Source organism: Streptomyces saintjeani, from assembly GCF_055409605.1.
In genome coordinates, this window is sequence record NZ_CP189624.1 from 4,873,656 (window position 1) to 4,899,492 (window position 25,837).

The 25,837-nt window shown below is 70.8% G+C and carries 27 protein-coding genes and 1 pseudogene; 18 read left to right on the forward strand and 10 right to left on the reverse strand.

All coding sequences use genetic code 11. The features are described 5' to 3' along the window. The first annotated feature begins 41 nt into the window (after window positions 1–41). Together ACQCO7_RS22200 and ACQCO7_RS22205 are read left to right on the forward strand one after the other, a co-directional pair. Window positions 42–977 carry a DUF6457 domain-containing protein gene (locus ACQCO7_RS22200; RefSeq protein ID WP_464073486.1) on the forward strand — a complete coding sequence of 312 codons (936 nt, stop codon included), beginning with the start codon at window positions 42–44 and terminating at the stop codon, window positions 975–977. Between the two features lie 188 nt (window positions 978–1,165). Then, window positions 1,166–2,776: a molybdopterin molybdotransferase MoeA gene (locus tag ACQCO7_RS22205; protein ID WP_464077266.1), complete on the forward strand. Its 1,611-nt coding sequence runs from the start codon at window positions 1,166–1,168 to the stop codon at window positions 2,774–2,776. Window positions 2,777–2,862: 86 nt separating this feature from the next. On the opposite strand, the gene ACQCO7_RS22210 is transcribed toward ACQCO7_RS22205, so the two are convergent. Beyond that, entirely contained in the window at window positions 2,863–3,978 is a 1,116-nt protein-coding gene (locus ACQCO7_RS22210; RefSeq protein WP_464073487.1) for a potassium channel family protein, read from the reverse strand. A gap of 114 nt (window positions 3,979–4,092) precedes the next feature. On the opposite strand from ACQCO7_RS22210, the pseudogene ACQCO7_RS22215 reads away from it, so the two are divergent. Further along, a pseudogene (locus ACQCO7_RS22215) lies at window positions 4,093–4,737 on the forward strand (potassium channel family protein); the annotation flags it as partial. Window positions 4,738–4,948: 211 nt separating this feature from the next. Beyond that, window positions 4,949–5,932 carry an NAD(P)H-quinone oxidoreductase gene (locus ACQCO7_RS22220; RefSeq protein ID WP_464073488.1) on the forward strand — a complete coding sequence of 328 codons (984 nt, stop codon included), beginning with the start codon at window positions 4,949–4,951 and terminating at the stop codon, window positions 5,930–5,932. A gap of 169 nt (window positions 5,933–6,101) precedes the next feature. Here ACQCO7_RS22220 and ACQCO7_RS22225 read toward each other — a convergent pair whose 3' ends face one another. Continuing rightward, window positions 6,102–6,467 (reverse strand): hypothetical protein, encoded by a 366-nt coding sequence (locus tag ACQCO7_RS22225; protein WP_464073489.1) that lies wholly within the window; start codon window positions 6,465–6,467, stop codon window positions 6,102–6,104. A 533-nt stretch (window positions 6,468–7,000) separates the two neighbouring features. Here ACQCO7_RS22225 and ACQCO7_RS22230 point away from each other — a divergent pair. Continuing rightward, window positions 7,001–7,549 carry a bacterial proteasome activator family protein gene (locus tag ACQCO7_RS22230; RefSeq protein WP_464073490.1) on the forward strand — a complete coding sequence of 183 codons (549 nt, stop codon included), beginning with the start codon at window positions 7,001–7,003 and terminating at the stop codon, window positions 7,547–7,549. A 103-nt stretch (window positions 7,550–7,652) separates the two neighbouring features. Here the strand turns inward: ACQCO7_RS22230 and ACQCO7_RS22235 are convergent, their stop codons facing one another. Next, window positions 7,653–9,245, reverse strand: a complete 1,593-nt coding sequence (locus ACQCO7_RS22235; RefSeq protein WP_464073491.1) for a protein kinase domain-containing protein — start codon at window positions 9,243–9,245, stop codon at window positions 7,653–7,655. Between the two features lie 325 nt (window positions 9,246–9,570). On the opposite strand from ACQCO7_RS22235, the gene ACQCO7_RS22240 reads away from it, so the two are divergent. After that, window positions 9,571–11,214, forward strand: coding sequence for a protein kinase domain-containing protein (locus tag ACQCO7_RS22240; RefSeq protein WP_464073492.1), 1,644 nt, complete (start codon window positions 9,571–9,573; stop codon window positions 11,212–11,214). A 50-nt stretch (window positions 11,215–11,264) separates the two neighbouring features. Here ACQCO7_RS22240 and ACQCO7_RS22245 read toward each other — a convergent pair whose 3' ends face one another. Further along, window positions 11,265–11,612, reverse strand: coding sequence for a pyridoxamine 5'-phosphate oxidase family protein (locus tag ACQCO7_RS22245; protein WP_464073493.1), 348 nt, complete (start codon window positions 11,610–11,612; stop codon window positions 11,265–11,267). A gap of 125 nt (window positions 11,613–11,737) precedes the next feature. Further along, window positions 11,738–12,397, reverse strand: a complete 660-nt coding sequence (locus ACQCO7_RS22250; protein ID WP_464073494.1) for a response regulator — start codon at window positions 12,395–12,397, stop codon at window positions 11,738–11,740. A gap of 323 nt (window positions 12,398–12,720) precedes the next feature. On the opposite strand from ACQCO7_RS22250, the gene pdhA reads away from it, so the two are divergent. From pdhA to ACQCO7_RS22265, 3 genes are read left to right on the forward strand one after another with little or no spacing between them, the layout of a single operon-like run. Then, a complete protein-coding gene (pdhA, locus tag ACQCO7_RS22255; RefSeq protein ID WP_464073495.1) occupies window positions 12,721–13,920 on the forward strand; it encodes a pyruvate dehydrogenase (acetyl-transferring) E1 component subunit alpha in 1,200 nt (399 codons plus the stop codon). Between the two features lies 1 nt (window position 13,921). Beyond that, complete coding sequence (locus ACQCO7_RS22260) at window positions 13,922–14,902, forward strand: alpha-ketoacid dehydrogenase subunit beta (RefSeq protein ID WP_464073496.1); 981 nt, start codon at window positions 13,922–13,924, stop codon at window positions 14,900–14,902. Between the two features lie 10 nt (window positions 14,903–14,912). Beyond that, window positions 14,913–16,364: a dihydrolipoamide acetyltransferase family protein gene (locus tag ACQCO7_RS22265; RefSeq protein ID WP_464073497.1), complete on the forward strand. Its 1,452-nt coding sequence runs from the start codon at window positions 14,913–14,915 to the stop codon at window positions 16,362–16,364. Between the two features lie 85 nt (window positions 16,365–16,449). Here the strand turns inward: ACQCO7_RS22265 and ACQCO7_RS22270 are convergent, their stop codons facing one another. Both ACQCO7_RS22270 and ACQCO7_RS22275 read right to left on the reverse strand, forming a co-directional pair. After that, window positions 16,450–17,367 carry a BRO-N domain-containing protein gene (locus tag ACQCO7_RS22270; protein ID WP_464073498.1) on the reverse strand — a complete coding sequence of 306 codons (918 nt, stop codon included), beginning with the start codon at window positions 17,365–17,367 and terminating at the stop codon, window positions 16,450–16,452. Between the two features lie 115 nt (window positions 17,368–17,482). Next, window positions 17,483–18,340: a hypothetical protein gene (locus ACQCO7_RS22275; RefSeq protein ID WP_464073499.1), complete on the reverse strand. Its 858-nt coding sequence runs from the start codon at window positions 18,338–18,340 to the stop codon at window positions 17,483–17,485. Between the two features lie 140 nt (window positions 18,341–18,480). On the opposite strand from ACQCO7_RS22275, the gene ACQCO7_RS22280 reads away from it, so the two are divergent. Both ACQCO7_RS22280 and ACQCO7_RS22285 read left to right on the forward strand, forming a co-directional pair. Beyond that, on the forward strand, window positions 18,481–18,996 hold the full coding sequence (locus tag ACQCO7_RS22280; protein WP_464073500.1) for a hypothetical protein: 516 nt from the start codon (window positions 18,481–18,483) through the stop codon (window positions 18,994–18,996). 58 nt (window positions 18,997–19,054) lie between these two features. Then, window positions 19,055–19,459: a Clp protease N-terminal domain-containing protein gene (locus ACQCO7_RS22285; RefSeq protein ID WP_464073501.1), complete on the forward strand. Its 405-nt coding sequence runs from the start codon at window positions 19,055–19,057 to the stop codon at window positions 19,457–19,459. Window positions 19,460–19,468: 9 nt separating this feature from the next. On the opposite strand, the gene ACQCO7_RS22290 is transcribed toward ACQCO7_RS22285, so the two are convergent. Next, on the reverse strand, window positions 19,469–19,891 hold the full coding sequence (locus tag ACQCO7_RS22290) for an ATP-binding protein (RefSeq protein ID WP_464073502.1): 423 nt from the start codon (window positions 19,889–19,891) through the stop codon (window positions 19,469–19,471). A gap of 200 nt (window positions 19,892–20,091) precedes the next feature. Between ACQCO7_RS22290 and ACQCO7_RS22295 the strand changes: the two genes are divergently transcribed. From ACQCO7_RS22295 to ACQCO7_RS22315, 5 genes are all read left to right on the forward strand, one after another. After that, the gene (locus ACQCO7_RS22295; RefSeq protein ID WP_464073503.1) at window positions 20,092–20,955 is read left to right on the forward strand and encodes a helix-turn-helix domain-containing protein; all 864 of its coding nucleotides are present in this window, start codon (window positions 20,092–20,094) and stop codon (window positions 20,953–20,955) included. 5 nt (window positions 20,956–20,960) lie between these two features. Beyond that, on the forward strand, window positions 20,961–21,146 hold the full coding sequence (locus ACQCO7_RS22300) for a DUF397 domain-containing protein (protein WP_464073504.1): 186 nt from the start codon (window positions 20,961–20,963) through the stop codon (window positions 21,144–21,146). Window positions 21,147–21,410: 264 nt separating this feature from the next. After that, window positions 21,411–21,845: a hypothetical protein gene (locus ACQCO7_RS22305; RefSeq protein ID WP_464073505.1), complete on the forward strand. Its 435-nt coding sequence runs from the start codon at window positions 21,411–21,413 to the stop codon at window positions 21,843–21,845. A gap of 462 nt (window positions 21,846–22,307) precedes the next feature. Next, on the forward strand, window positions 22,308–23,243 hold the full coding sequence (locus tag ACQCO7_RS22310) for an ABC transporter ATP-binding protein (RefSeq protein WP_464073506.1): 936 nt from the start codon (window positions 22,308–22,310) through the stop codon (window positions 23,241–23,243). Continuing rightward, window positions 23,240–24,124 (forward strand): hypothetical protein, encoded by an 885-nt coding sequence (locus tag ACQCO7_RS22315; RefSeq protein ID WP_464073507.1) that lies wholly within the window; start codon window positions 23,240–23,242, stop codon window positions 24,122–24,124. The genes ACQCO7_RS22310 and ACQCO7_RS22315 overlap by 4 nt, the downstream gene beginning before the upstream one ends. A 226-nt stretch (window positions 24,125–24,350) precedes the next feature. Here ACQCO7_RS22315 and ACQCO7_RS22320 read toward each other — a convergent pair whose 3' ends face one another. Both ACQCO7_RS22320 and ACQCO7_RS22325 read right to left on the reverse strand, forming a co-directional pair. Beyond that, a complete protein-coding gene (locus ACQCO7_RS22320) occupies window positions 24,351–24,545 on the reverse strand; it encodes a hypothetical protein (protein WP_464073508.1) in 195 nt (64 codons plus the stop codon). Continuing rightward, window positions 24,542–24,913 (reverse strand): hypothetical protein, encoded by a 372-nt coding sequence (locus ACQCO7_RS22325; protein WP_464073509.1) that lies wholly within the window; start codon window positions 24,911–24,913, stop codon window positions 24,542–24,544. Before ACQCO7_RS22325 ends, ACQCO7_RS22320 begins: the two co-directional genes overlap by 4 nt. Window positions 24,914–25,175: 262 nt before the next feature. Between ACQCO7_RS22325 and ACQCO7_RS22330 the strand changes: the two genes are divergently transcribed. Then, on the forward strand, window positions 25,176–25,442 hold the full coding sequence (locus ACQCO7_RS22330) for a hypothetical protein (protein WP_464073510.1): 267 nt from the start codon (window positions 25,176–25,178) through the stop codon (window positions 25,440–25,442). Further along, window positions 25,439–25,831, forward strand: a complete 393-nt coding sequence (locus ACQCO7_RS22335; RefSeq protein ID WP_464073511.1) for a PIN domain-containing protein — start codon at window positions 25,439–25,441, stop codon at window positions 25,829–25,831. Before ACQCO7_RS22330 ends, ACQCO7_RS22335 begins: the two co-directional genes overlap by 4 nt. The last annotated feature ends 6 nt before the right edge of the window (window positions 25,832–25,837 follow it).

Consider the following 25,837-nt stretch of genomic DNA (forward strand, 5'->3'; position numbering starts at 1 on the left):
GGCGTGTTCCACGTGATCGGGGCGGCGCGCATACTCGGGGCATGACCTCGAACGCGCCCCCCTACGACGCGATCGTCCTCGCGGGCGGCGGCGCGAGGCGCCTCGGCGGCGCGGACAAGCCGGGCGTACGGGTGGGGGGACGGGCCCTGCTGGACCGGGTCCTCGGGGCGTGCGCGGACGCGGGGGTGACGGTGGTCGTGGCGGCCCCGCGCCCGACGTCCCACGCGGTCGCCTGGACCCGCGAGGACCCCCCGGGCGGGGGCCCGGTCGCGGCCCTCGACGCCGGGTTGCTCCGCACGAGCGCCGACCGGGTGGTACTCCTCTCCGCCGACCTGCCATTTTTGGCGCCGGGGACGGTACGGGGGTTGGTGGCGGTGCTGGGTGGTGGCCCGGAGCGTGGCGGTGGGGCCGTCGACGGTGTTCTCCTTGTCGACGCCGACGGTCGTGATCAGCCGCTCGTCGCCGCGTACCGTGTGGCCTCCCTCCGCCGTGAGCTGGACGCGCTGCGTGCCGAGCACGGGAGCCTCGTCGGGCTTCCCCTGCGTCGGCTGACCGCAGGACTCGAACTTGTCCGTGTCCCGGACCCCGTCGCGTCGTTCGACTGCGACACCTGGGACGACATCGCCGCCGCCCGGGCCCGGATCAGGGAGCATGAGCACGTGTTGGATGAATGGATCTCCGCAGTCAAGAACGAGCTGGGTATCGAGCTCGACGTCGATACGACGGTCCTGCTGGACCTCGCCCGCGACGCGGCGCACGGCGTGGCCCGACCGGCCGCTCCCCTGACGACGTTCCTCGTCGGGTACGCGGCGGGCCGTACGGACGGCAGCGCGGAGGCTGTCGCGGAGGCCGCCCGCAAGGCCGCTGCGCTGGCTCTGCGGTGGGCGGAGGAGGCGGAGGGCGCTGAGAGCAAGCCGGCGGACTCGGCATCGCCGAAGAACGACAGGCCCACAGACTCCGGCCCGGCCACAGGATGACCCGGCGCGGCACAGGTCTCGGCACGGACACGGGTCCGGACGTCGACAGCGGCACTGACACCGACGGCGGGGTCACCGGCTGGGGGTCAGGGACTGGCACGGACGACGCAGTCCCCTGCCGAGGGCCGGGCACCGGCACCGGTCTCGGCCAGGACGAGGACTTCGGCGTCGAGGAGGCGCTGGCGCTCGTGCGGAACTCCGGGAGCACCGGGGGCGCCGCGAGTCCCGGGGACGTCCGGAACACCGGAAGCCCCGGGAACGCGGAGAACTCCGCAAGCCCTGAGGGCGCCGGAAGCCCTGGACGTGCCGGAAGCTCTGGAGGGGCCGGGTGTGCGCGTGGTGCTGGAGACGCCGGGGGCGCCGGAAGCCCCGGACGTGCCGGACGCGCCGCAAACCCCGGACACGCCGGAAACCCTGAAGGGGCCGCGCACACGCGCAGCGCCGGAGATCCCGGGAGCGCCGGGAACCCGGGGCACACCAGAACCCCCGCCGCCGACCCGCACCCATCCGCCCCAACCCCCCCACTCACGAACAACGACGGCGACCCCTGGGACTCCCCCTTCCTCGAACCCGCCACCTCGACCGCCCGCCCTGGGGTCACCCCCGCCACCCCAACCCCCCACCACCCCACCCCCTGGCCCCAAGCCCGAGCCCTAGCCGCCCGCGCCGGCCGCAGCACCGCCGCTCGACGCCCCCCCCTCTCCGTCCCCCTCGACCAAGCCCTCGGTCTCCCCCTCGCCGCTCCCCTCTCCGCCCTCACCGACCTCCCCTCCTTCGACACCTCGGCGATGGACGGGTGGGCGGTCTCGGGGCCGGGGCCCTGGGTGGTTCGGGGGGAAGGGGTGCTGGCCGGGCAGGGCGGGGCGGAGCGGCTCGGTGACGGGGAAGCCGTGGGGATCGCGACAGGTGCGCGGATCCCGCAGGACACGACCGCCGTACTCCGCAGCGAGCACGGCCGGACCGACGACAAGGGACGGCTGCATCCGACGAGGGACGTCCAGCACGGACAGGACATCCGGCCCAGGGGGCAGGAGTGCCGTACGGGCGATCTGCTGCTGCCGGAGGGAGCCGTCGCGACCCCGGCCGTGCTAGGGCTCGCCGCCGCCGCCGGGTACGACACCCTCGCCGTCACCCCCCGCCCCCGCGCCGAAGTCCTGGTGCTCGGCGACGAGTTGCTGACGGAGGGGCGGCCCCACGAGGGGCTGATCCGGGACGCGCTGGGCCCGATGCTCCCGCCATGGCTGCGGGCGCTCGGCACGGAGGTCGTGGCCGTACGGCGGCTGGGCGACGACGCGGAGGCGTTGTACGAGGCCGTCACGTCGTCCGGCGCCGACCTGATCGTGACGACGGGCGGGACGGCGGGGGGACCCGTGGACCACGTCCACCCCATCCTCGCCAGAACCGGCGCCGAGCTGCTGGTCGACGGGGTGAAGGTCCGGCCGGGGCACCCCATGCTGCTGGCCCGCGTCAAGGAGGGCCAGCACCTCGTAGGGCTCCCCGGCAACCCCCTGGCCGCAGTCTCCGGGCTCCTCACCCTCGCGGAACCCCTCCTGCGAGCGCTGGCCACGCGCGGGGCCGTGGAGCCGTACGCGCTGCCGTTGAAGGAGACGGTGCAGGGACACCCGTACGACACGCGGTTGATCCCGGTCGTCGTACGGGGGGACCGGGCCGTACCGCTGCACTACAACGGACCGGCGATGCTGCGGGGGATCGCGGTGGCGGACGCGCTGGCGGTCGTACCGCCCGGCGGGATGCGGGCGGGGGGCGAGGTGGAGTTGCTGGACCTGCCGTGGGAGTGATGTTTCACGTGAAACAAGCGTTCGAGTGTTTCACGTGAAACACCCCGGGCCCGCAATCGGGTGTTTCACGTGAAACATGCCGCCCGCTACGCCGGTTCGACCACCGTCGCTCTGCTGACCGTGACCACCCGGTCCCCCCGCTCCAGCGTGGTGAGGCCGGGGTCCGCGTAGTCCAGCAGCTTCTTGCCCCGCACCACCGCGACGATCAGGTCCTCGCAGGTCCGGGGCGCCGCGCCGATCTCCTCGCGTGTGACCGGGCGTTCGACGATGTCCAGGCCGCTGCCGAGGGTCATCAGGTCCTCCAGCGTGTTCGCGACGACCGGGCTGACCATGGCGACGCCGAGGAGGCGGCCGGCGGAGCTGGAGCTCGTGATCACCGTGTCGGCGCCGCTCTGCTTCAGCAGGGGGACGTTCTCGTCCTCGCGGGCCGCGACGACGATCGTGGCGCGGCGGTTCAGCTGGCGGGCCGTGAGGGTGACCAGGGCCGTCGTGTCGTCGCGCTGGGGGCAGACGATGACCTGGGCCGCCGTGGGGACCTCGGCCTTCAGCAGCGTCTCCGAGCGCGTCGCGTCGCCGGTCACCGCGACGAGGCCGTCCTCCGCCGCCGTCATGACCGCCTTCTTCTGGACGTCCACGATCACGATCCTGTCCTTCGCGATGCCCTGTCCGACCAGCGTCTCCGCCGCGTGGCGGCCCTTCGTGCCGTAGCCGACGACCACGACGTGGTCGCGCAGGCGGGAGCGCCAGCGGTGGACGCGGACCTGTTGGCGCGTGCGCTCGGTCAGCACCTCCAGGGTCGTACCGACCAGGATGATCAGGAAGACGACGCGCAGCGGGGTGATGACGACGATGTTGATGAAGCGGGCCGTGTCGCTGACCGGGGTGACGTCGCCGTAGCCCGTTGTCGAGAGCGTGACCGTCGCGTAGTACGCGGAGTCCAGCAGGTCCACCGCGCCGTCGGAGTTGTCGTTGTAGCCGTCGCGGTCGATGTAGACCAGGAACGTCGTCAGCGCCAGCACGAACAGGGCCAGCATCAGGCGCCGGAGCACCTGCTGGAGCGGGGGGACCCCGCTGCGGGTCGGCATCGTCACCGCGCGGCTCGCCTCCGCGTCGTCGCGGTTGTCGGAGCGCGAGGGGTACCACAGCGTGCGGAACAGGGAGAGCCTGCTCAGCTTCCTCGGCTGGCGTGGGTGGTCCTTCATACGCGTGCCCCCCTGGGGTGGTGATCCGGTCGGTGGGCACCATGGTTCCTGGCGGCGGTGTGGACGTCACACCCGCCACACGCGATGCGTGTCCGCGTTTCGCCGAGCCTTCGGAGGCCCTCCTTGCGTGACCACACTGTCGTCGTCGGATTCGGTACGAAGGGACGTTCCGCGATTCGGACCGCCTGCGCGTCGGGGCTGCGCCGGGAGCAGGTCGTGGTGATCGATCCGAGCGCGAAAGTGATCGAGGCGGCCACCGCCGAGGGGTACGAGGGGGTCGTGGGGGACGCGACCCGCAGCGACGTCCTGCGGCGGGCCGAGATCCACAAGGCCGGGCGGATCATCATCGCGACGCAGCGGGACGACACGGCCGTCCTCGTCGCCCTCACCGCGCGCCAGCTCAACCAGGGGGCGATGATCGTCGCCGCCGTGCGGGAGGAGGAGAACGCGCCGCTGCTGCGGCAGTCCGGGGCCGACGAGGTCATCACCAGCGCCGGGGCCGCCGGTCGCCTGCTCGGGCTGTCCGTCCTCTCGCCCGCCGCCGGGGTCGTCATGGAGGGGCTGTTGCGGCAGGGGAGCGGGCTGGACATCGTCGAGCGGCCCGTCACCCGCGCCGAGACCGGGAAGACGCCCCGGGAGACCGAGGATCTCGTGGTGAGTGTCGTGCGGGGACATCGGGTGCTGGGGTACGACGATCCGGCGGTGGGGGTGCTGGAACTGACGGACCGGGTGGTGACGATCGTGCGTGCCGGGGGGTGAGGGGAGAGCCCGGGGCGTGCCGGGTGCGCGCCGCCGGGGCTCGGGGTGTGGTGGTGGATCTTTCGTGCTCCGGATCGACGCCGCCGGGGCCGGGGCTCGGGGTGTGGGGCCGGGCCGGCGCGTGCGGATGAGGAGTGTGGGGTGGGGTCGGCGCGTGCGGGCCCGGGGTGTGGGGTGGGGGGCTGCGTGTGTGGGGAGTAGCGTCGGGGGCATGCGTGCGATCACTGTTACGGAACCTGGTGGGCCCGAGGCGTTGGTCTGGGCGGACGTCGAGGACGCGGTGGCCGGGGAGGGGGAGGTGCTCGTCGAGGTCGTCGCCGGGGCCGTCAACCGGGCCGATCTGCTCCAGCGGCAGGGGTTCTACGACCCGCCGCCCGGCGCCTCCCCCTACCCCGGGCTCGAATGCTCCGGGCGGATCGTCGAGGTGGGGCCCGGGGTGAGCGGGTGGCATGTCGGGGACGAGGTGTGCGCGCTGCTCGCGGGCGGGGGGTACGCCGAGAAGGTCGCCGTTCCCGCCGGGCAGCTGCTGCCGGTCCCCAAGGGCGTCGACCTCGTCCGCGCCGCCGCGCTTCCCGAGGTCGCCTGCACCGTCTGGTCCAACGTCTTCATGATCTCCCACCTGCGGCCCGGCGAGACGCTGCTCGTCCATGGCGGGTCCAGCGGGATCGGGACCATGGCGATCCAGCTCGGGAAGGCGGTCGGGGCGAAGGTCGCGGTCACCGCGGGTACGCCGGAGAAGCTGCGCCGGTGCGCCGAACTGGGCGCCGACGTGCTGATCAACTATCGCGAGCAGGACTTCGTGGACGAGGTGCGGGCCGCGACGGGGGGTGCCGGGGCCGACGTCATCCTCGACAACATGGGCGCGAAGTACCTCGACCGCAACGTCCAGGCCCTCGCCGTCAACGGGCGGCTCGCGATCATCGGCATGCAGGGCGGGATCAAGGCGGAGCTGAACATCGGTACGTTGCTCGCCAAGCGGGCCGCGATCAGCGCGACGTCCCTCCGGGCTCGGCCGCTGGAGGAGAAGGCGGCGATCGTCGCGGCGGTTCGTGAGCATGTGTGGCCGCTGGTGTCCGAGGGGCACATCCAGCCGGTTGTGGACCGGGAGATCCCGATGGCGGAGGCGGCCGAGGCGCATCGGGTGGTGGAGGGGAGCGGGCATGTGGGGAAGGTGCTGCTGGTGGTGGGGGAGTAGGTAGAGGGGGCTGGTGTCGCGGGGTGGGTGCGGGTCTGTCGTGGCTGGTCGCGCCCACGTGGTGGTAGCCACCTGTCGAGTACAGCCCCGCGCCCCTGAGGTCGGTTGGGCTCGCGTGGCGGTAGCGGCGGGTCGAACGCGGCCCTGCGTCCTTGAGGGACGGTGCGGGTCAGCGGCGGCGGAGGCGTAGGCCCGCCATGGTCAGGGCCAGGCCCAGGCCGATCAGGACCAGGCCGGTGCCCAGGGGGAGGATCCGCAGCGTCGAGGTGGTGGTGTCCGCCCGGCGGAGGGTCTGGCGGGTGGGTTCCAGGGGGATGGGGGTGGTGAGCGGCGGGGTGGACGGGCTGGGTTTCGGGGGAGTGTTTTCCGCCGAGGCCGAGGCCGAGGCCGAGGCCGGTGCCGGTGCGGGGGGTCGGCCCGGGCGTTCGCGGCCTTCTCCCGGGCCGCTTCCGGCGCGGTCGGGGACGGGGTGGGCCGTGGGGGCGACGGGCGGGGGCAGGGCGCTCGCCGTATCGGCGCCGTACAGGAAGAGCACCGCGCACACCGCGAGGCATGCGGCGCGCAGCCCTCTCGGGGTACGCGTCGTGGCTCTGGCGCCGGTGGACTGGGCCGAGGTGTTCCCCCATGACGTGGCCCGGCCCTGCGCCGTACTCCTGACCGTCGTCGTTGCGGACGGGTTGCCTGCGTGTGCGGCTCGCTCGCTTGCCGCGCTCCCCGCTGTCGGCCGCGCCTGCCGCGCGGCCGGCTGTTTCGGCTTCGCCGATCCTGCGGCTGGCTGATCCGGCTCCACCCACACCCCTGTCGGCCGGCCCAACTCCGCCTGCCCTGCGGCTGGCCGTTCCGCTGCCCGCCCCGTTGTTCTCGGTGAGGGTGAGGGAGGGGGCTCCCTTCGGGCGGTGGGTGTCACGGGGGTGTCGTCCTCGCTGTGCGGAGTCGGGTGGGTGCGGTGCGTGGTGGGGTCAGGGTTGCACGGTGTGGAGGGGGCGGCATTTCGGGCCGTGTGGGGGTGGGGCCTGGTCGGAGGGGGTGGGCGGGTGGTGGAGTGGGTGGGTGCGAGAGAATGGCGGTATGGAGATGCCGAGGAACGAAAGGTCGCCGGAGAACGCCCAGAAGATCCTGGTCGTGGGCCAGGACGGCATGGCGCTCGGCGGAGTCGACATGGACGACGAGGGCCGGGAAGTTCCCGTGACCGAGATGGTCGAGCAGCCCGCGAAGGTCATGCGGATCGGGAGCATGATCAAGCAGTTGCTGGAGGAGGTGCGGGCGGCTCCTCTCGACGAGGCGAGCCGGGCGCGTCTCAAGGAGATCCACGCGAGTTCCGTGAAGGAGCTGGAGGACGGGCTCGCACCTGAGCTCGTCGAGGAGCTGGAGCGGCTGTCCCTGCCGTTCAACGAGGACTCCACGCCCAGCGACGCGGAACTCAGGATCGCCCAGGCCCAGCTCGTCGGCTGGCTCGAAGGGCTCTTCCACGGGATCCAGACGACCCTGTTCGCCCAGCAGATGGCCGCGCGGGCCCAGTTGGAGCAGATGCGCCGGGCACTTCCGCCGGGCGTGGGAGGCCACGAGGGCGGGGAAGAGGGACACCCGGGCGCCCGCACGGGTGGGCCGTACCTCTAAGTCGTACCTCCAAGCCGTAGCGCCAAGCCGTACGTCACCGGCGTACACAACAAGAACGCCCCGGACGTCAACCGTCCGGGGCGTCGTCGTACCGCTGCACGGCTCAGGACGGCGGGTTCCCCGTCGACACGTTGAGCTGGATCTCCGGCATGTTCTTCGGGTCGACGTCCGTGTCCGCCGCCGGAAACTGGTTCATGACCGTGCCCTCCCCGAACGTGTTCTCGTCCACGTTGACGATCTTGGGGCGCCAGCCGGCCGCCTGGAGGCACGCCTTGACCGAGTCGATGTTCTTGAACTTGAAGTTGGGGACGCGGATCTTGTCCGGGTCGTTGTAGGACTCCTCGGGCTCGGAGCACTCCGTGTCCTCGATGGTCTTGGACGTGTCGGGCCCCCGGTGCCCGGCGGCGGCCGACGGGGACGCCGTCACCTCCAGGATGCTGTCGTCGTCCTTCTTGCCGCCGCCCGCGTTGAGGGCGATGGCGACGAGGAGGGCGCTGACCGCGACGACGGCGACGACGACGGAGCCGACGACGAGGGGCCGGGTGCTGCGACGACCGCCGACGGGGACGGGCGCCGGCGTCGCGGGCCCGCCGTTCATCGGGTACGTCTGGGCGCCGTACGCGGGTGCCGGCGTGGCGAAGCCCTGCTGCGGATAGCCGTACGAAGGCGGCGGCGTCGCCCCGTACGGACCGGGCTGGGCCGCCCCGTACGGACCGGGTGCCGGCGTGCTGGGGCCCACCGGCGGGAACACCGCCGAACCCACCCCCTGCCCGCTGCTCGCGGGCTGCCCCGGCACGATGCTCGGCGGCGCAGCCTGGAAGGACGCGGCGACGCGCAGGCACTCGTCGCGCATGGCGACGGCGCTCGGGAACCGTTCGTTGGGGTTCTTCTTCAGCGCGCGGGCGATCAGCGCGTCGACGGCCGGCGGCAGCGCGCGGTTGATGGAGGAGGCGCGCGGCGGCTCCTCCTGGACGTGCGCGTAGGCGATGGCCAGCGGCGAGTCCGCGTCGAAGGGCAGCCGCCCGGTGACGAGCTGGAACAGCATGATGCCGACGGAGTAGAGGTCGGAGCGCGCGTCCACCGCGCGCCCGAGCGCCTGCTCCGGCGAGAGGTACTGCGGCGTCCCGACGACCATCCCGGTCTGCGTCATCGACGTCACCCCGGACTGCATGGCCCGCGCGATGCCGAAGTCCATGACCTTGACGACCCCGCGCTTGGTCATCATCACGTTGCCGGGCTTGATGTCGCGGTGGACGAGCCCCATCTCGTGGCTGATGTCGAGCGCCGCGAGGACGTCGGCGGTGATCTGGAGCGCCTTGTCGGCGGGCATCGCGCCGTGCCGCGTCACGTCGGTGTCGAGGACCGAGCCGAGCGGCTGGCCCTCGACGAACTCCATGACGATGTACGGCGTCGTCTCGCCGCCGCTGACGTCCTCGCCGGTGTCGAAGACGGAGACGATGTTGGTGTGGGTGAGCTTGGCCACGGCCTGCGCCTCGCGCCTGAACCGCTCCCGGAACGCCTCCTCCCGGCCGAGCTGGGAGTGCAGCGTCTTGACCGCGACCTGCCGGTCGAGGACGGAGTCGTAGGCGAGGTGGACGGAGGCCATGCCGCCCTCGCCGAGCAGCCCGCGTACCTGGTAGCGTCCGCCCGCGAGCGACTGCCCCGTGAACCGGCCGTCTGCGCCGTCGTGGCTCATTGTCTGCGCGTCCCCCATCAGGCCGTCGCCACCGCGTTCGTAGTGACCGAGACCATTGATCCCATGCGTCAATCTCGGCCAAGTCTGCCTCAGGCCCCTCACACGTCAAGCTCGGTGCCCGTTCCGTGACCGTACGCGAAAGAAGCACCGCACGAGCGTCACAGCCTCCGCATCGCCGGTACACGGAATGTGCACGAGCACACGTCCGGGCGGGCTCCTCACAGGGGCCTTCCCGGATCGGGGGCCCGGCGGGAGGCTGTAGCGTGGCCGACGGAGACCGTGACAACACCGCGCGCACCGCGGGCAGAAACGACGGCGAGGACTGATGGCACAGCAGCAGCGCTCTCAGGGCCCGTCCGACCCCGAGGCGACTGACGGCGGTATGTCGGACGCGCCGGAACAGTGGGGCAACGGCGGCCTGGTCGGTGACGGACGTTACCGGCTCACGCGCAGACTCGGCCGGGGCGGCATGGCGGAGGTGTTCGCCGCCGAGGACGTACGCCTCGGCCGGACCGTCGCCGTCAAGCTGCTGCGCTCCGACCTCGCCGAGGACCCGACGTCCAAGGCCCGCTTCACGCGCGAGGCCCAGTCGGTGGCCGGTCTGAACCACCACTCCATCGTCGCCGTGTACGACTCCGGCGAGGACGTGATGGCGAACGGCCAGGCCGTGCCGTACATCGTCATGGAGATCGTCGAGGGCCGCACGATCCGCGATCTGCTGCTGAACGCGGAGGCGCCCGGTCCCGAACAGGCGCTGATCATCGTCTCCGGGGTCCTCGAAGCGCTCGCGTATTCGCACCAGCACGGCATCGTGCACCGCGACATCAAGCCGGCGAACGTCATCATCACGCACAACGGCGCCGTCAAGGTCATGGACTTCGGCATCGCCCGCGCGCTGCACGGCGCGTCCACGACGATGACGCAGACCGGCATGGTCATGGGGACGCCTCAGTACCTCTCCCCCGAACAGGCGCTCGGAAAGGCCGTCGACCACCGCTCCGACCTGTACGCCACCGGCTGCATGCTGTACGAACTCCTCGCGCTGCGGCCCCCGTTCGTCGGCGAGACCCCGCTGTCGGTGGTCTACCAGCACGTCCAGGACATCCCCGTACCCCCCTCGCAGGCGTCCGGCGGCGCCTCCCCGCCGGAGCTCGACGGGCTCGCGATGCGCGCGCTCGCGAAGGAGCCGGACGACCGGTTCCAGACGGCCGAGGAGATGCGCGGGCTCGTCCAGTACGGCCTCCAGATGCTGTACGACCACGGCCCGCACACCGGCACCTGGAACACCGGCCCGGTCACCGCGCCGATCGCCGCGCACCCGGTCACCGGCGGCTACTCCAGCACGACGATGATGCCGCAGGGCGGCCACGGCGGCGCGACCTCGCAGATCCCGCAGCCGATCCTGCCCCAGGGGTACGGGTCCGGCGACGACGGCGGTTTCGAGGGCCACGGCAACCACGGCGGCGGGCGCGGGAAGCTGTGGATCCTCGCGGTGCTGGCGATCATCGCCATCGCCGCGGGCGTCGCCATCGCGCTCCAGAACACCGGCGGCAAGGGCGGCGGCACGGACACCACCCCGACGCCGACCGTCTCCTCCTCGACCAGCTCGGACTCCTCGTCCCCCTCGCCGAGCGAGACCGAGTCCGACGACTCCAGCGACTCGTCGACCGAGAACAGCACGACGTCCGGCGGGAGTGGGGACTACTCCGACCCGTCCACGCCCAAGCCGTCGCCGACGCCCTCGAAGACGCAGGAACAGAGCAGCGAGCCGACGCCTTCGGGCGACGACTCGCCGGAGCCGTCGTCGGACCCGGCCACCACCGGGGACACGTCGACGGGGACGACGAACCAGGGGAGCACGGGGACGTCGACCGGCACGAACAACGGGGGCACGTCCGACGGCGGGACGTCCAACGGGGGGACGTCGGAGGGCAGCACGACGGGGCTGGGCGGGCTGACGGGCGGCTGAGGAAGGGGGCGGCGGCGGGCGGGTGCCGGAAGGAGCGGCGGGCGGGTGCCTCAGTCCTCCGTGTGCACCGTCGCGTACTGCGGCGTGACCCACAGATAGACGGGGTCCGCCGGCGCCTCCCCCGCGAACAGCGCCCGCTCCTCCACCGTCGGCTCGGCCGTCTCGCACAGCCCGACGACCTGCACCGACCAGTGATCGGCCGCGCCGGTCCCGTACGCCACGACCTGGCCCGCGCACGCGCGCTGGTGGGCGCACAGCCGCAGGAGCAGCCGGTCCGCGACGACGGCGTGACGGGCGGTCGCGAGGAACGGCAGCGCGCGGACGCTGGCCGCGACCTGGCCGTGGTCGGCGTCGGCGAGGAGGTCGAGGGCGTGCCGGGTGTCGGCGGTGTACGGCATGACGTCCACTGTGGGCGCGGTCCCACGGGCGGCGACAGGGCCTGACGCCCCTGGGAAAGGGGACGTAAGTCCCGAGTAAGAGGGGTGAGCCCGGGCCCGGGGCGGGAGCGGGCCCCGGAAATGCCCTAGCCCTGCTGACCCACCTGCATCCGCGCCACGTACGCCGCCGCCTGCGACCTCCGCTGCATCCCCAGCTTCGCCAGCAGGCTCGACACGTAGTTCTTGATCGTCTTCTCCGCGAGGTGCAGCTCCTCGCCGATCTGCCGGTTGGTGAGGCCCTCGCCGATGAGGTGGAGGATGCGGCGCTCCTGGTCGGTGAGCCGCTCCAGGCGTTCGTCGCCCTTGGGGGCGCCCTCCCGCAGCCGCTCCAGCACGCGCGCGGTGGCGACGGGGTCGAGCAGGGACCTGCCCTCGGCGACGGCCCGTACGGCCGACAGCAGCTCGTCACCGCGGATCGCCTTCAGGACGTACCCGGACGCGCCCGCCATGATCGCGTCGAACAGGGCCTCGTCGTCCGCGAAAGAGGTCAGTATCAGACACTTGAGGGACGGGTCCTGGGAGCGGATCTCGCGGCACACCTCGACGCCGCTGCCGTCGGGAAGCCGCACGTCGAGGACGGCTACGTCGGGCCGCAGGGCCGGGATACGGGCGAGCGCCTCCGCCGCCGTACCCGCCTCGCCGATCACCTCGACGCCGTCCTCGACCGCGAGCAGCTCGCGCACGCCACGCCGTACGACTTCATGGTCATCGAGGAGAAAAACCCGGATTTCCGCCTTTTCGCGCACGAGATCAGTTTCACACACAACCCTTCCCGTGGCCGGGGAGCGCGGGATAACGTGCCGTTGCTCCGGCCTCCTGCGAGGCTGTGACCAGGGCCCTTCACGGCTTTGCCGAATTTACTTGGAAATCCGAGTAAAAACGCAGGTCAGAAGGGGTTTCACAGAAATGTGGAGCACTGGGTAACGTGAGCGCCCCAGGGCGCTCGCCGGAGCTCATGTCACGCCTGTTCCGGCCGAGTGGCACCCACCCCGTGCACGGGTGTCCGGAAACAGGTAGGCCGCACTGGACCCCGGCAACCCCGGGAGCCGGACCGACGGAGGAGCTACACGTGACCGTGGAGAGCACTGCCCCGCGCACACCGCGACGCGGCGGTGGAGGCAAGGCCGCAGCGACCCGCAAGGCAGCCGCCGCGAAGAAGAGCACCGAACCCGAACTCGTGCAGCTGCTGACCCCCGAGGGCAAGCGGGTCAAGAACGCCGAGTACGACAAGTACGTCGCCGACATCACCCCCGGACAACTCCGCGGCCTGTACCGCGACATGGTCCTCACCCGGCGTTTCGACGCCGAGGCGACCTCCCTCCAGCGTCAGGGCGAACTCGGCCTGTGGGCCTCGCTGCTGGGCCAAGAAGCCGCCCAGATCGGCTCCGGCCGCGCCCTGCGCGACGACGACTACGTCTTCCCGACCTACCGCGAGCACGGCGTCGCCTGGTGCCGGGGTGTCCCGCCGGAGAACCTGCTCGGCATGTTCCGGGGCGTCAACAACGGCGGCTGGGACCCGAGCAGCAACAACTTCCAGCTCTACACGATCGTCATCGGCTCCCAGACACTGCACGCGACCGGGTACGCGATGGGGGTCGCCAAGGACGGCGCGGACAGCGCGGTCATCGCGTACTTCGGGGACGGCGCGTCCAGCCAGGGGGACGTCGCGGAATCGTTCACCTTCTCCGCCGTCTACAACGCGCCCGTCGTGTTCTTCTGCCAGAACAACCAGTGGGCGATCTCGGAGCCGACCGAGAAGCAGACGCGGGTTCCGCTGTACCAGCGGGCCCAGGGGTACGGGTTCCCCGGGGTCCGGGTCGACGGCAACGACGTGCTCGCGTGTCTCGCGGTGACCAAGTGGGCGCTGGAGCGGGCGCGGAACGGGGAGGGGCCGACGCTGGTCGAGGCGTACACGTACCGGATGGGGGCGCATACGACGTCCGACGATCCGACGCGGTACCGGCTGGACGACGAGCGGGTGGCGTGGGAGGCGAAGGACCCGATTCTGCGGCTGCGGACGTATCTGGAGTCCCTGAAGGGGTCCGGTGTTTCCGGCTCAAACCACCCTGAAGAGGGATTTTTCGCGGAACTCGAAGCCGAGTCCGAGGCGTTGGGCAAACGAGTGCGCGAAGCGGTCCGGGGGATGCCGGACCCCGACCGGTTCGCGATCTTCGAGAACGCCTACGCGGACGGGCACTCGCTCGTCGACGAGGAGCGGGCTCAGTTCGCCGCCTACCAGGCGTCGTTCACCGATGTGGAGGGGGTCTGACATGGCAGTCGAGAAATTGGCAGTGGCCAAGGCGATCAACGAGTCGCTGCGCCGAGCCCTGGAGGAGGACCCCAAGGTCGTCATCATGGGCGAGGACGTCGGCAAGCTCGGCGGCGTCTTCCGCGTGACCGACGGCCTCCAGAAGGACTTCGGCGAGAGCCGTGTCATCGACACACCGCTCGCCGAGTCGGGCATCGTCGGTACGGCCATCGGGCTGGCCCTGCGCGGCTACCGCCCGGTCGTGGAGATCCAGTTCGACGGATTCGTCTTCCCGGCGTACGACCAGATCGTCACCCAGCTCGCGAAGATGCACGCGCGCTCGCTGGGCAAGGTCAAGCTCCCCGTCGTCGTCCGGATTCCCTACGGCGGCGGCATCGGCGCGGTCGAGCACCACTCCGAGTCGCCCGAGGCGCTCTTCGCGCACGTCGCCGGGCTGAAGGTCGTCTCGCCGTCCAACTCGGCGGACGCGTACTGGATGATGCAGCAGGCCATCCACAGCGACGACCCGGTGATCTTCTTCGAGCCGAAGCGGCGGTACTGGGACCGGTCCGAGGTGGACACGGAGGCGATTCCGGGGCCGCTGCACAAGGCCGTCCGCGTGCGCGAGGGGTCCGACCTCACGCTGGTCGCGTACGGGCCGATGGTGAAGGTCTGCCTGGAGGCCGCCGACGCCGCCGCCGAGGAGGGCAAGTCCCTGGAGGTCCTCGACCTGCGCTCGGTCTCGCCGCTCGACTTCGACGCGATCCAGACGTCCGTCGAGAAGACCCGGCGACTCGTCGTCGTCCACGAGGCGCCCGTCTTCTTCGGCTCCGGCGCGGAGATCGCGGCGCGGATCACCGAACGGTGCTTCTACCACCTGGAGGCGCCTGTGCTGCGGGTCGGTGGCTATCACACCCCCTATCCGCCGGCCCGCCTCGAAGAGGAGTACCTGCCGGGCCTTGACCGGGTGCTCGACACCGTCGACCGTGCCCTGGCGTACTGAGGAGAGGGACGTGACGACGATGACCGAATCCGCGGTACGCGAATTCAAGATGCCGGACGTGGGCGAGGGGCTCACGGAGGCGGAGATCCTCAAGTGGTACGTCCAGCCGGGGGACGTGGTCTCCGACGGGCAGGTGGTGTGCGAGGTCGAGACGGCGAAGGCGGCTGTGGAGCTGCCGATTCCGTACGACGGGGTGGTGCGAGAGCTGCGGTTCGCCGAGGGGGCGACGGTGGATGTGGGGGTGGCGATCATCTCGGTGGAGGTGGGGGGTGCTGCTGAGGGGGGCGCTTCCGAGACGGTTGTTTCTGAGGCGGTTGTTTCCGAGGTGCCGGCTCAGGCGTCCGCGTCCGCCGCGGAGGAGTCGAAGCCCGAGGGGCGTCAGCCTGTGCTCGTCGGGTACGGGGTGGCGGCGTCGTCCACGAAGCGGCGGCCCCGCAAGGGGGTCGCGGAGGTGCCCACCGCTGCCGCGCCCGCTGTGCAGGCGGAGTTGAACGGGCATGGGTACGTGGCACCGGCGCCGGTTGTCGAGGAGCGTACGGAGTCTGCTGGGCGTACGGAGCCTGCTGAGCGTGCCGAGCGGCCGTTGGCCAAGCCTCCGGTGCGGAAGCTCGCGAAGGATCTCGGCGTGGATCTGGCGACGGTGACGCCGACAGGGCCCGACGGGGTCGTCACGCGGGAGGACGTGCACAAGGCGGCGGCGCCTGCCGTTCTTGAGGTGCCCGCGCCGTCGGTGACCCCCGCCGTACCGGCGTACGACACCACCCGCGAGACCCGTATCCCCGTCAAGGGCGTCCGCAAGGCGACCGCGGCGGCGATGGTCGGCTCCGCCTTCACCGCGCCGCACGTCACGGAGTTCGTGACGGTCGACGTCACCCGGACCCTGAAGCTGGTCGAGGAGCTGAAGCGGGACAAGGACCTCGCGGGCCTGCGGGTCAACCCCCTGCTCCTGATCGCCAAGGCGCTCCTGGTAGCGATCAAGCGCAACCCCGAGATCAACGCGTCCTGGGACGAGGCGGCGCAGGAGATCGTCCTCAAGCACTACGTCAACCTCGGCATCGCCGCCGCCACGCCGCGCGGCCTGATCGTCCCGAACATCAAGGACGCGCAGGAGAAGACGCTGCCGGAACTGGCGCAGGCGTTGGGTGAGTTGGTGTTGACGGCCCGCGACGGCAAAACCTCCCCGGCGGCGATGCAGGGCGGCACGGTGACCATCACCAACGTCGGCGTCTTCGGCATCGACACGGGCACGCCGATCCTCAACCCCGGCGAGTCCGCGATCCTGGCGATCGGAGCCATCAAGCTCCAGCCGTGGGTCCACAAGGGCAAGGTGAAGCCCCGCCAGGTGACGACCCTCGCGCTGTCCTTCGATCACCGGTTGGTGGACGGGGAGTTGGGGTCGAAGGTGCTGGCCGACATCGCGGCGATCCTGGAACAGCCGAAGAAGCTGATCACTTGGGCGTGAGGCGCTGCGGGTTGGGATAAGTTGAACGCCGAAGGGACGGCCGCAAGTTCGGATTGCGACCGTCCCTTCGTGTTTACCGGGTGGGTCAGTTGAGGACGTACACCGGTGCTCCGTCCTCCGTCGCGCCCCTGGAGCGGATGCAGGCGTGCGTGCGCAGGAGCCGCAGGCACTCGTTGACGCGGTGCACGGTCAACCCCGTACGCGCCGCCAGCGACTCCAGCGGCTGCCGCAGCTCACCTTCCTTCACAAGGACCGGCGCGATGACGACCGCCAGCGTCCAGACGTCCTCCGTCACGGAGAGTCGCCGACGCCAGTCCGCGAGGACGGATTCCGTGGTCGGGTGCGGGGCGCTGGGGGAGGCGAGGGCCAGGGTGTCGAAGCGGGTCGCGATGCGGCTCATGGCGTCGGCGATGCTCTGCTGAGCGCTCAGACTCTCCCGCTGCATCGCCAGCATCTGCCTTTGCAGGGACAGTGACTCCTGCTGTGCGGTCGCAAGTTCCTCGTCGATGCGGAGGTTGTGCTCTTCGAGGCGGACGATGGCGTCGGCGACCTGGTCGGGCATGGCGTAGACGACGGGGGCGCCGGAGGTGGCGGGCTGGACCTCGGCCTTCCGGAGGGAGTACGAACCCTCCTGCTGGACGGTCGCGATGACTTCCGCCGCCCACTGCTTGAAGGGGGCGCAGGCGGGTTTGGTGCAGGCGTTGACGAGGAGGACGAGACCTTGGAGAGAGATGAGATTCAGGTCTCGGCGCCACCTCCTACCTGCGGGAATGCTGAGACCATGACTTCCAGTCACGGTCTCGAGAATGTCTCGGTGTTCTTCCGGGACATGGTCCAGGAGAGCCTTCTTCGGCGTGGTGTATCCGAGTTCTGTGCACACATCCACCGCCGGAAACCAATGCGTCCCGTCCGGCATCGTGAGCCGCCGGACCCGGGCCCCTGTCGCCGCGTACACGAAGTCGCTGATGTCGATGGCGTCTTGCCGCTTGCAGGGTTCATTCACGCGAACCACCTCCGTTACGGAACGTAAGGCGGAGGGATTCGCATATGCCATCGGAACTAATGATGTTCACTCGTTCGAGTGGTTTGACCCTGAAGTGCTTGCGGTGTTGGTGAGTTCAGGGCAGAGGCGCCGGTTGCGGGGCCAGCGGCAGGGGGCGGCCCCATACCCGGTGCGCCGCGTTCAACACCGCGTCCGTCAGACGCGTGCTCGCGTGCCGGAGGCGCGGGCGGGGGTGCGCGGCGGCTTGGCCCTGGGTGCGGATGCGGGTGTCGTGGGGGATGTGGACGACCGCTGCGGCGCGGTCGGTCGCGGCCGTGAGGGTCGTGCGGAGTGGGGCGGGGAGGCGGCCGTCCGCCGTGCCGACCAGGGCGATGACCGTCCGGGCCAGCGGGAGGGCCTCCGCGTCCAGGGTTTTCGTCGCCTGGATCAGGGAGTGGATGCCGTCCGCTGTCGCCGGGGCGCACAACACCGGGATCGCGTACGGAAGTTCGTACCAGTCGCGGGTCAGCGCCCGGGTTCCCGTGTGGCGGGCCGTGAGGAGGTCGTGGGACAGGGGGTGGGGGGTGTCCGCGACCACCGCCTGCCAGCCGCCGATCGCCGCCAACTGGTACCAGGCCGTGGGGAGTTGGGGGAGGTCGAGGAGGGGTGGGGCGTGCCAGGCGCGGGTGTCGGAGAGGATGTGCGGGCCGGGTTCCTCCACGGCGCACGCCTGGCGTACCGCCGTACGCGTCAGGGGCTGGTCCGGGGGCAACACCGCGAGCCCCGTTGCCCGTTGGGGCGCGAGGTGCGGTGGCCACGACGACGCCAGCCTCGGTGCGAGGTCCAGCAGCACCGTGTCCGCGACCCCGGCCAGCCCCTTCGCGAGCAGGTGCGCCACCGTCGTACGGCCGCTGCCGCCCGTCGCGGCGAGGACCGGGACGAGCAGGCGGGAGCCGACCGGGAGGTGCGGTACCGCGACCGGTGCCGTGCCCATCGTCCCCCCTCGCCGTACGTCTTCGACGTGCGACTTTACGCCGACCCGCAGGTGGATCCGGCGGGGATCGTGTGAAAGTGCGAGCGGTACGGTTCGCGCAGCAGTACGAACCAGTGATGAACTCGCCGTACGAGGGAGCCATGTCCGAGCCGCAGTACCGCCCCTGGGGGACGGTGACCCCCGAGTTCTGGTCCGTGTCCACGCCGCCGGGGCTCTCCGCCGAGACCCTCCGCGCGCGGCTCGTCAAAGTCGCCGAGGTCGCGCAGTCGGGGCAGCCCGCCGACGCGGCCGTCCTCGCGGAGAAACTCGACCAGGACGTGACGCGGGAGTACGGGGGGTTCCACCTCTACACCGCCCAAGTCCGGGAGGTGCGGGGGTACTTGGCGACCCTCACCGGCGACCACTCGACCGGGCTCGCCTGGTATCTGCACGGCGCGCAGCTCCGGGCGACGATCCAGGGGGCCGACCATCCTGACGTCGCGGCGGCGTCCCGGCGGGCGTTCAGCCTGTGGCGGGCGATTCCGTCCGACAATCTCGAACGGCCGCATCTGGGGGCGGAGTTGCTACGGGTGACGACGGAACTTCACGGTGAGGAGGCGGCGGTGGTGCGGCGGACTCGGGAGTGTCTGTACGAGTTGGTGTTGCCGAAGTCGTAGGGGCTGGCGGTGGACGCCGGAGCGGAGCGGTCAAATACTGTTCTGTATGCCCGAGTTGATGACGGAAGACGCTGTTCGTGACCTTGCGAGGTCGGTCGCCGAGGCGCGTTCGGTGGGACACGTGGAGGTCTCCGCCGTCCATGTCCTCCTGAGCATCGCGCGCCACCGGAGTACCGCGCGCAACTTGCTGGACGCGGCTGGCGCGGACCATGAGACCGTCCGCACGGCCCTGCTCGCCCGGCGGCCCGGGCGCGCGGGTGGCCGCCGGGTTCGTGAGCTTCCGTGGTCGAGCGGGATGGAGAGGATTCTCCAGCTGTCGCAGAGCCTCACCGAGAAGTACTTCAGCTCAACTCACTTGCTCGCACTGATCCTTGACCACGACGAGGAGTGCGCCGTCCTGCTGGAAGGGTGCGGGGTGCGGACGGCTGTGCTGCGGACGGCGGTCGCGGCGGAACTCGGCTGACCGTGCCGCTCAGCGTCCTGCCGGGAGGTCCAACTCCGCCCACACCGTCTTCCCGACGGTCAGGGGCTCGACTGCCCAACGGCTGGCGAGGCGTTGGACGATGAGCAGACCCCGGCCGGTCGTCGCGTCGGGGACCGGGGTGCGGTGTTCCGGCAGGGCCTCGCCCTTGGGGTCGGTGACCGCGATGCGCAGGGACTTGGTGGTGAGGGACGTCTCTACGCGGTAGAGGCGGCCGGGGAGTCGGCCGTGCAGGATCGCGTTCGTGCACAACTCGCTGGTGATCAGGGCGGCGTTGAGGGCGAGGTGGGGGTGGCCCCAGGTGGTGAGGAGGGTGGTGATGTGGCGGCGGGCGAGGGGGATGGTGCGGGGGGTGGGGGTGTAGGTGATGGAGTCGAAGTGGCGGGGCGTGGGGATGGGGCAGGAGTCGTTCACGGCGGACCTCCTTGTACGAAGTCGCCTCCGGCGGGCTGGGACGCATGGGAGATTTGGCCCAACCTGTTGCGCCAGGTGGCTGATTGAGCACTGAAGGTAGCGTTGTTCCAGACGACCCCGCAAGCAGTCCCGGGGAAATATCTCCCGGTTCCCTCTTGTGGGGTACGCTGCGCGCGGCTGCTGACCAGGAGGAGACGAGAGTGACGACAGGGCGGGCTTCCACCGTGCTGGCACGGAAGTTGGGCGGTGAGCTGCTGCGGTTGCGGGAGGCGGCCGGCCTCACCCAGCCCCAGGCTGCGGGGGTGTTGTCGGCGACCGCCGCGAAGGTGGCGAAGATGGAGCGGGGGTGGGTCCCGATCCGGGAGCCGGACGTCCGCGCGCTGTGCAAGCTGTACGGGGTGGAGGACGAGGCCGTTGTGGGGCGGCTGCTGGCGATTGCGAAGGCGGATCGGGAGCGGCGTAAGGCGAAGGGGTGGTGGAATCAGTACCCGTTGCTACCGGCGATGGCTGAGTACGTCGCCTTGGAGGACATGGCGACCAACATCCGCACCTGGCAAGGCGCCATTGTGCCGGGGTTGTTGCAAACGCCCGACTACGCGCAGGCCATTGCCGTGGGCGCTGGAAACTGGGAGGACCCCAGCCAGATCGGTGCCTTTGTCGAGGCGCGTATCGCGCGGCAGGTTCGGCTCGGCGGTGACAGCCCGTTGGAGTTGTGGGCCGTGGTGCACGAGGCCACTCTTCGCCAACTCGTCGGTGGCCGACAGGTGATGCGGGAGCAGTTGGGGCACTTGCTCGACATGGTCGAGCGACCCAACGTGAGGTTGCAGGTGCTCCCCTACCTCGCGGGCTCGCATCCGGGCATGACCAGTGCATTCACCATCGTGTCGTTCGCCGAACCAGGTGCCCTGGACGTGGTCTACGCGGATACCACATGGTCGACTGTCTGGTTGGAGAGCGATACTGATGCTGACCAGCACAACAGGCTCTTCGACCGGATCGCACGGGTGAGCCTCGCCCAGGAGACCTCGGTCAGGCTGATCGATGGGATCATGAAGGAGATGTAGCGAGCGTGCCCGCTTTTGAGTTCGTCAAGTCCAGCTACAGCGGCGGTGAAGCTCACCAGGAGTGCGTAGAGGTCGCCCGCAACATCCCCGGCACCATCGCCGTACGCGACTCGAAGAACCCCACCGGTCCCCTCCTCCACCTCACCCCCTCCACCTGGACCTCCCTCCTCAAGGCGTTTTCAGTCAAGTAATGAGACGGCAAAGTCCCTCCAGTACGGAAAACGTGCAGGTCCGCGCCTCCTTTCCCGCCCCGATGCGCCTCCCCTGGCCAATTCCGTGATGGTCAAGTGATCGTCTTCTCGGTAATGTTCGGACCTGCCCGGCGTCCCGTCAGTCGAGACGCCGCGTGACCAATTAATCGGGGGGAAAGAAGTCCGGGGAGCCTTTCGGTTCCACGCCTGTTCAGGTTGCCCGTCGGGGCTTCCTCCCCCTTGCGACGACGCAAGGGAAGACGAATGAATCGCAACGCTTTACGGACGGCCGCCGTTTCCGCGGTCGCCGCTCTCACGCTCGGCGCCGGCGCCGGACTCGCCTCGGCGTCCACCACTTCCGTGGCCACGCCGCAGTCCGTCTCCGCACCCGCCGCCGCGGACCGGGCCGCAGCCCAGCACGCCGCCCGCACACTCCTGGGCAGCCCGCTCGCAGGCCAGTTGACGTCCGCCGAGCGCGCCGAGCTCAGCCAGATCGCCGACGGCAAGGTCGCCGCCGCGAGCAAGTGGTCGGCCATCCGCGCGGCGTTCAGCAAGGTCAGCGGCTTCGGCAGGGCCATCGCGGGCAAGTACAGCGACTTCAAGAAGTGGTACGACGACCTCCCCCTGCTGGTGCGGCTGCCGCTCGCGGCCGTCTCGCCCGGCCTGACCCTGCTTGAGATCTACAACGCCCTGCGCTGATCCACAAGGGTGGCCGGGACGGCCCGGCCACCCTTCCCGCAGAACGGAGCACCGGATGACCGGCACCACCTCCGACACCGCTCGCGGCGCGGGGGAGAGCAGTTGGGTTCTTCCTCTGCTGGCCCTCGTCCCCGCTGCGGCTCTCGGATTCTTCACAGACCTTTCCGCACCCTGGCTCGCACTTTCCTGGGTGTCCGTCGCATTGTCCGTGATATTGCTGGCGGCCGGTTGGGTGACAGCGTTCCGGCACGGGATGCGAGGCGCTTCCGCGTGGGGGATCTGCGTATTCGCGCACGCCGTGATCCTGTTGCAAGTGATAGCCGTAGTCCGGAACTGATCCGGGAATGCGGCAAGGCAATCGGGGGGAAGAAGCCCGCGAGTGGCAACCCTTCGGTTTCCACGCCTGTTCGGGCCGCCGAAGCCTGGCTTCCTCCCCCTTGCGATAACGCAGGGAGACCCTACATGAACCCCCGCTCCACGAATACGGAGCACGGTGACGTTCTCGTCGAGGCGGCGGGCCTCGGCCGGTCCTTCGGTACCAAACGCGTCGTGGACGGAGTCGACCTCACCCTCCACGCGGGCGAGGTGACCGGATTCGTGGGCGCCAACGGAGCCGGCAAGTCCACGACGATCCAGCTGATGCTGGGCCTGCTGCGAGGAGAGGGCCGTACCCGTTACCTCGGCCGCCCCCTGTACAGGTGGGGCGCGCCGGGCACGGTCGTCGGCGCCGTACTCGGCGGTGTCGCCGGACACGGCGGGCACCGGGTACGTACCCATCTGCGGACGGTCGCCGCCGGATCCGCGGCGAGCGACCGCCGTGTCGACGCGTGCCTCGCGGAGGTCGGCCTCTCCGAGGCGGCCCGGCTGCGGCTGGCCGAACTCTCCCTCGGCATGGCCCAGCGCGTGGCCATCGCACAGGCGCTGCTGGGCGATCCGCCCGTCCTCGTCCTCGACGAACCGGCCAACGGCCTCGACCCGCACTCCATCCGCTGGCTGCGGCAGTTCCTGCGCGCCGAGGCCGACCGGGGGAGGGCCGTACTGGTCTCCAGTCATCTCCTGGGCGAGATGGAGCAGTTGGCGGACCGGGTCGTCGTCCTCTCCCGTGGCCGGGTCGTTGCCACCGCGCCGATGACGGAGCTGCTAGATCGCGCCGCCGGCCGGCGCGTGGTGAGCGTGGAGTGCCCGGAGTTGGACCGGCTCGCCGAACTGGTCGACACGAGCGGGGGACAACTCACTCCCACGAACGGCCGGAACGCGACCGTCACCGGCCTGGACCGGGTCCGGATCGGCACCCTTGCCGCCGAGCACGGGCTGCCGCTGTACTGGCTGCACGAGGCCGGACCGTCGCTGGAGGAGTTCTATCTGGGCATCGCGGAAGAGGAGTTCAGGATCTCGTGAGTACCGTGCAGACGGACCCCGTCGTCGGTGTGCCCGTTCCTGAAGTCGTCTCCCCCACCGAGGCTTTGCGCCGTGCGTGCCGGTACGAGTGGCGTCACCTCGCGGGGTTGCGCTCGACATGGGTTCTGCTCGGCGTCGTCGGGGTGCTGAGCCTGCTGACCGGGTTGGCCGTCCTGGTCGACGCCGACGCGGAACGACCCCTCGGTTCCGCCTTCCTCGTGGACGCCGTCACCTGGTCCCCGCTGGCCACCCAGATCCCGCTGCTCGCCTTCTTCCTCCTCGTCCTCGGCACCGGCCCGGTCTCCACCGACCTGGTGCGCGGCGGCGCCCGCACGACCTGGCTCGCCGTGGGCGGACGGGCCACCGCCTACGCCGCGAAGTCCCTGGTCGGCTTCACCGTCGCGGCGGGCGTGGCAGCCGGGAGCGCCGTACTCGGCTCCTTGTCCACGGCGGTCGTCCTCGCCGCCGTCGACGCTCCACCGGCCGACTGGTCCGGCGTACCCGTACCGGTGCTGCGCTTCATGCTGTGGGCGGGGTGCTGGGCGCTGCTCTGCTCGGCGGCGGTGTCCCTGCTGCGCAGCCGGATCGTGCCCGTCCTGGTGCTGTGCCTGTGGCCGCTGATCCTGGAGCGGCTGGCGGGCGGGGCTCTCGGGTTCCTGCCGGGGTTCGACGGGGCCGGCGGCCGGCTGCCGTTCGCGGCGGGCCGGGCCATGCTCACCGATGCCTCGGCGTTCCCCGCCGACGACCGGTCCTTCGCGCAGACCCTGATCGGCTCCGACCTCACGACCGGGGCGGCGACGCTGGTGTTCTGCCTGTACACGGCCGTGATCGCGGGGGCGGGGTGCTGGGCGTACTGCCGTCGGGACGCGAAGAGCGGCTGAGACGCGCGGCGATCTCGATGACATGCGGGACCACCTTGACGGCCAGGTCGTACGGATGGACGCGATCGTCGATCGGATCGAGGCCGAGTGGCGTGGGCCCGCAGGGACCGCGTACCGGGACTTCCACCGCGCCGCCGCCGAGGGCACCGTACGCATTCGCGAAGTCGTGAAGCCGCGCGCCGGGCCCCGTCCACGGCGGTGGTCGTGGACAGGGCGGCTCTCGCGGCTACCGCTTCGGCGGGAGCGGGGTGTGGTGGATCGCGACGCTTCCCGTGCCGACGGTGAGCAGGCAGTGGGGGCAGGCGTACCGGACGGGGCCGGGGAAGGGGAGTTCGACGGCCGCGCGGGTCCAGCGTCCGCAGTGACAGCAGACGGCCCACAGCGAGCCGGGCGGGTCCGAGGTCAGGGCGTCGCGGTTCATGTGCGGTTCCTGAAGTCCTCGGCGGTGAAGGGGGCGCCGGGGAACGTGTACGGGTAGTCGATGCCCAACGTCGCGTACGCCGCCGCGAGTTGGCGTTCCTGCTGGAGTTCGTACTCGGCCGGGTCCTGGAGCGCGCGTGCGCGTTCGGCGAGGGTCTGCCGTACGGCGTCCGCTTCGGCCTGGAGGCGGAAGAACTCCGCGGCCTCTTCCTTCGTGGGCCCGGTCCAGGGACGCGACCACGGGCTGACGTACGGCTGCGGGGGTGTGGGGGCCGCTACTTGCTTGCGGCGCCGCCCCTTGGCGGGGAGGGCGAGGGTGAGGAGGATGCGGAAGCACGCGAAAATGGCGCGCGCGATAGCATGGCGCATGGCGACAGGTTCCTTAGAAGTGGTTGTCGTCACGGCCCCGTCAGCGGAGTGTTGATCGCACTCCGAGCGCTGATGGGGCCACTTTTTGTTGTGGTGCAGGCACGCTAGCACCAACATCGGCTCCAGTGCACGCCGTTGCAGCAAACTCCCGATACCCCGTCAGGAACTGTCGGGTATTCGGGGACCTGTTCGGCGGAGGGGCATCGGCGGCCGGGGGCCGGAACGCTACCCACGAAGTGCCATATCGAACTATGGTGAATGTATGGCTAGCAAGAAGGTGACGATCACCCTCGATGAATCCCTGGTCGAAGCCCTGGCGGGCGCGGCGGAGGAAGAGGGCATCCCCCTCTCCCGGCTCGTCGCCAGTGCCGTGGAGCGAGAGCTGAGGCTGAGGGCCGGTCGCGCGGTGATCCAGGAGTGGCAGGCGGAGAACGGCGCCTTCACCCTGGAGGAACTCGCCGCCGCGCGTGCCGAGATGGCCGCGGCGGATGCCGAGTACCTCGGCAGTGCGGGAGCCCCGGCCGCGTGAACATCCCCTATCTGTACGACGCCGGCGCGCTGATCGCCATCGACAACGGCGACCGGCGCATGTGGGCCCGCCACAGCCTGGCCCTCGAAGACGGCCGGGACATCCACGTACCCTCCGTCGTCGTCAGCCAGGCGTGGCGTGACTCCCGGCGCAAAGTGCGGCTCGGCAAGTTCCTCGCCGGGTGCCAGGTCGTCCCCGTGGGCCTCGAAACCGCCAAGGCGGCGGGGATCCTGTGCGGCAAGGCCGGTACCGCCGACATCGTCGACGCCACGGTCGTCGTCATGGCGTCCGGTCTCGGCGCCGTCGTCTGGACCTCCGACCCGGACGACATCCGCGCGCTCGTCGATGCCCAGGACACCAAGCCCGCCCTCGTCGTCCGTACGGTCTGAAACGCC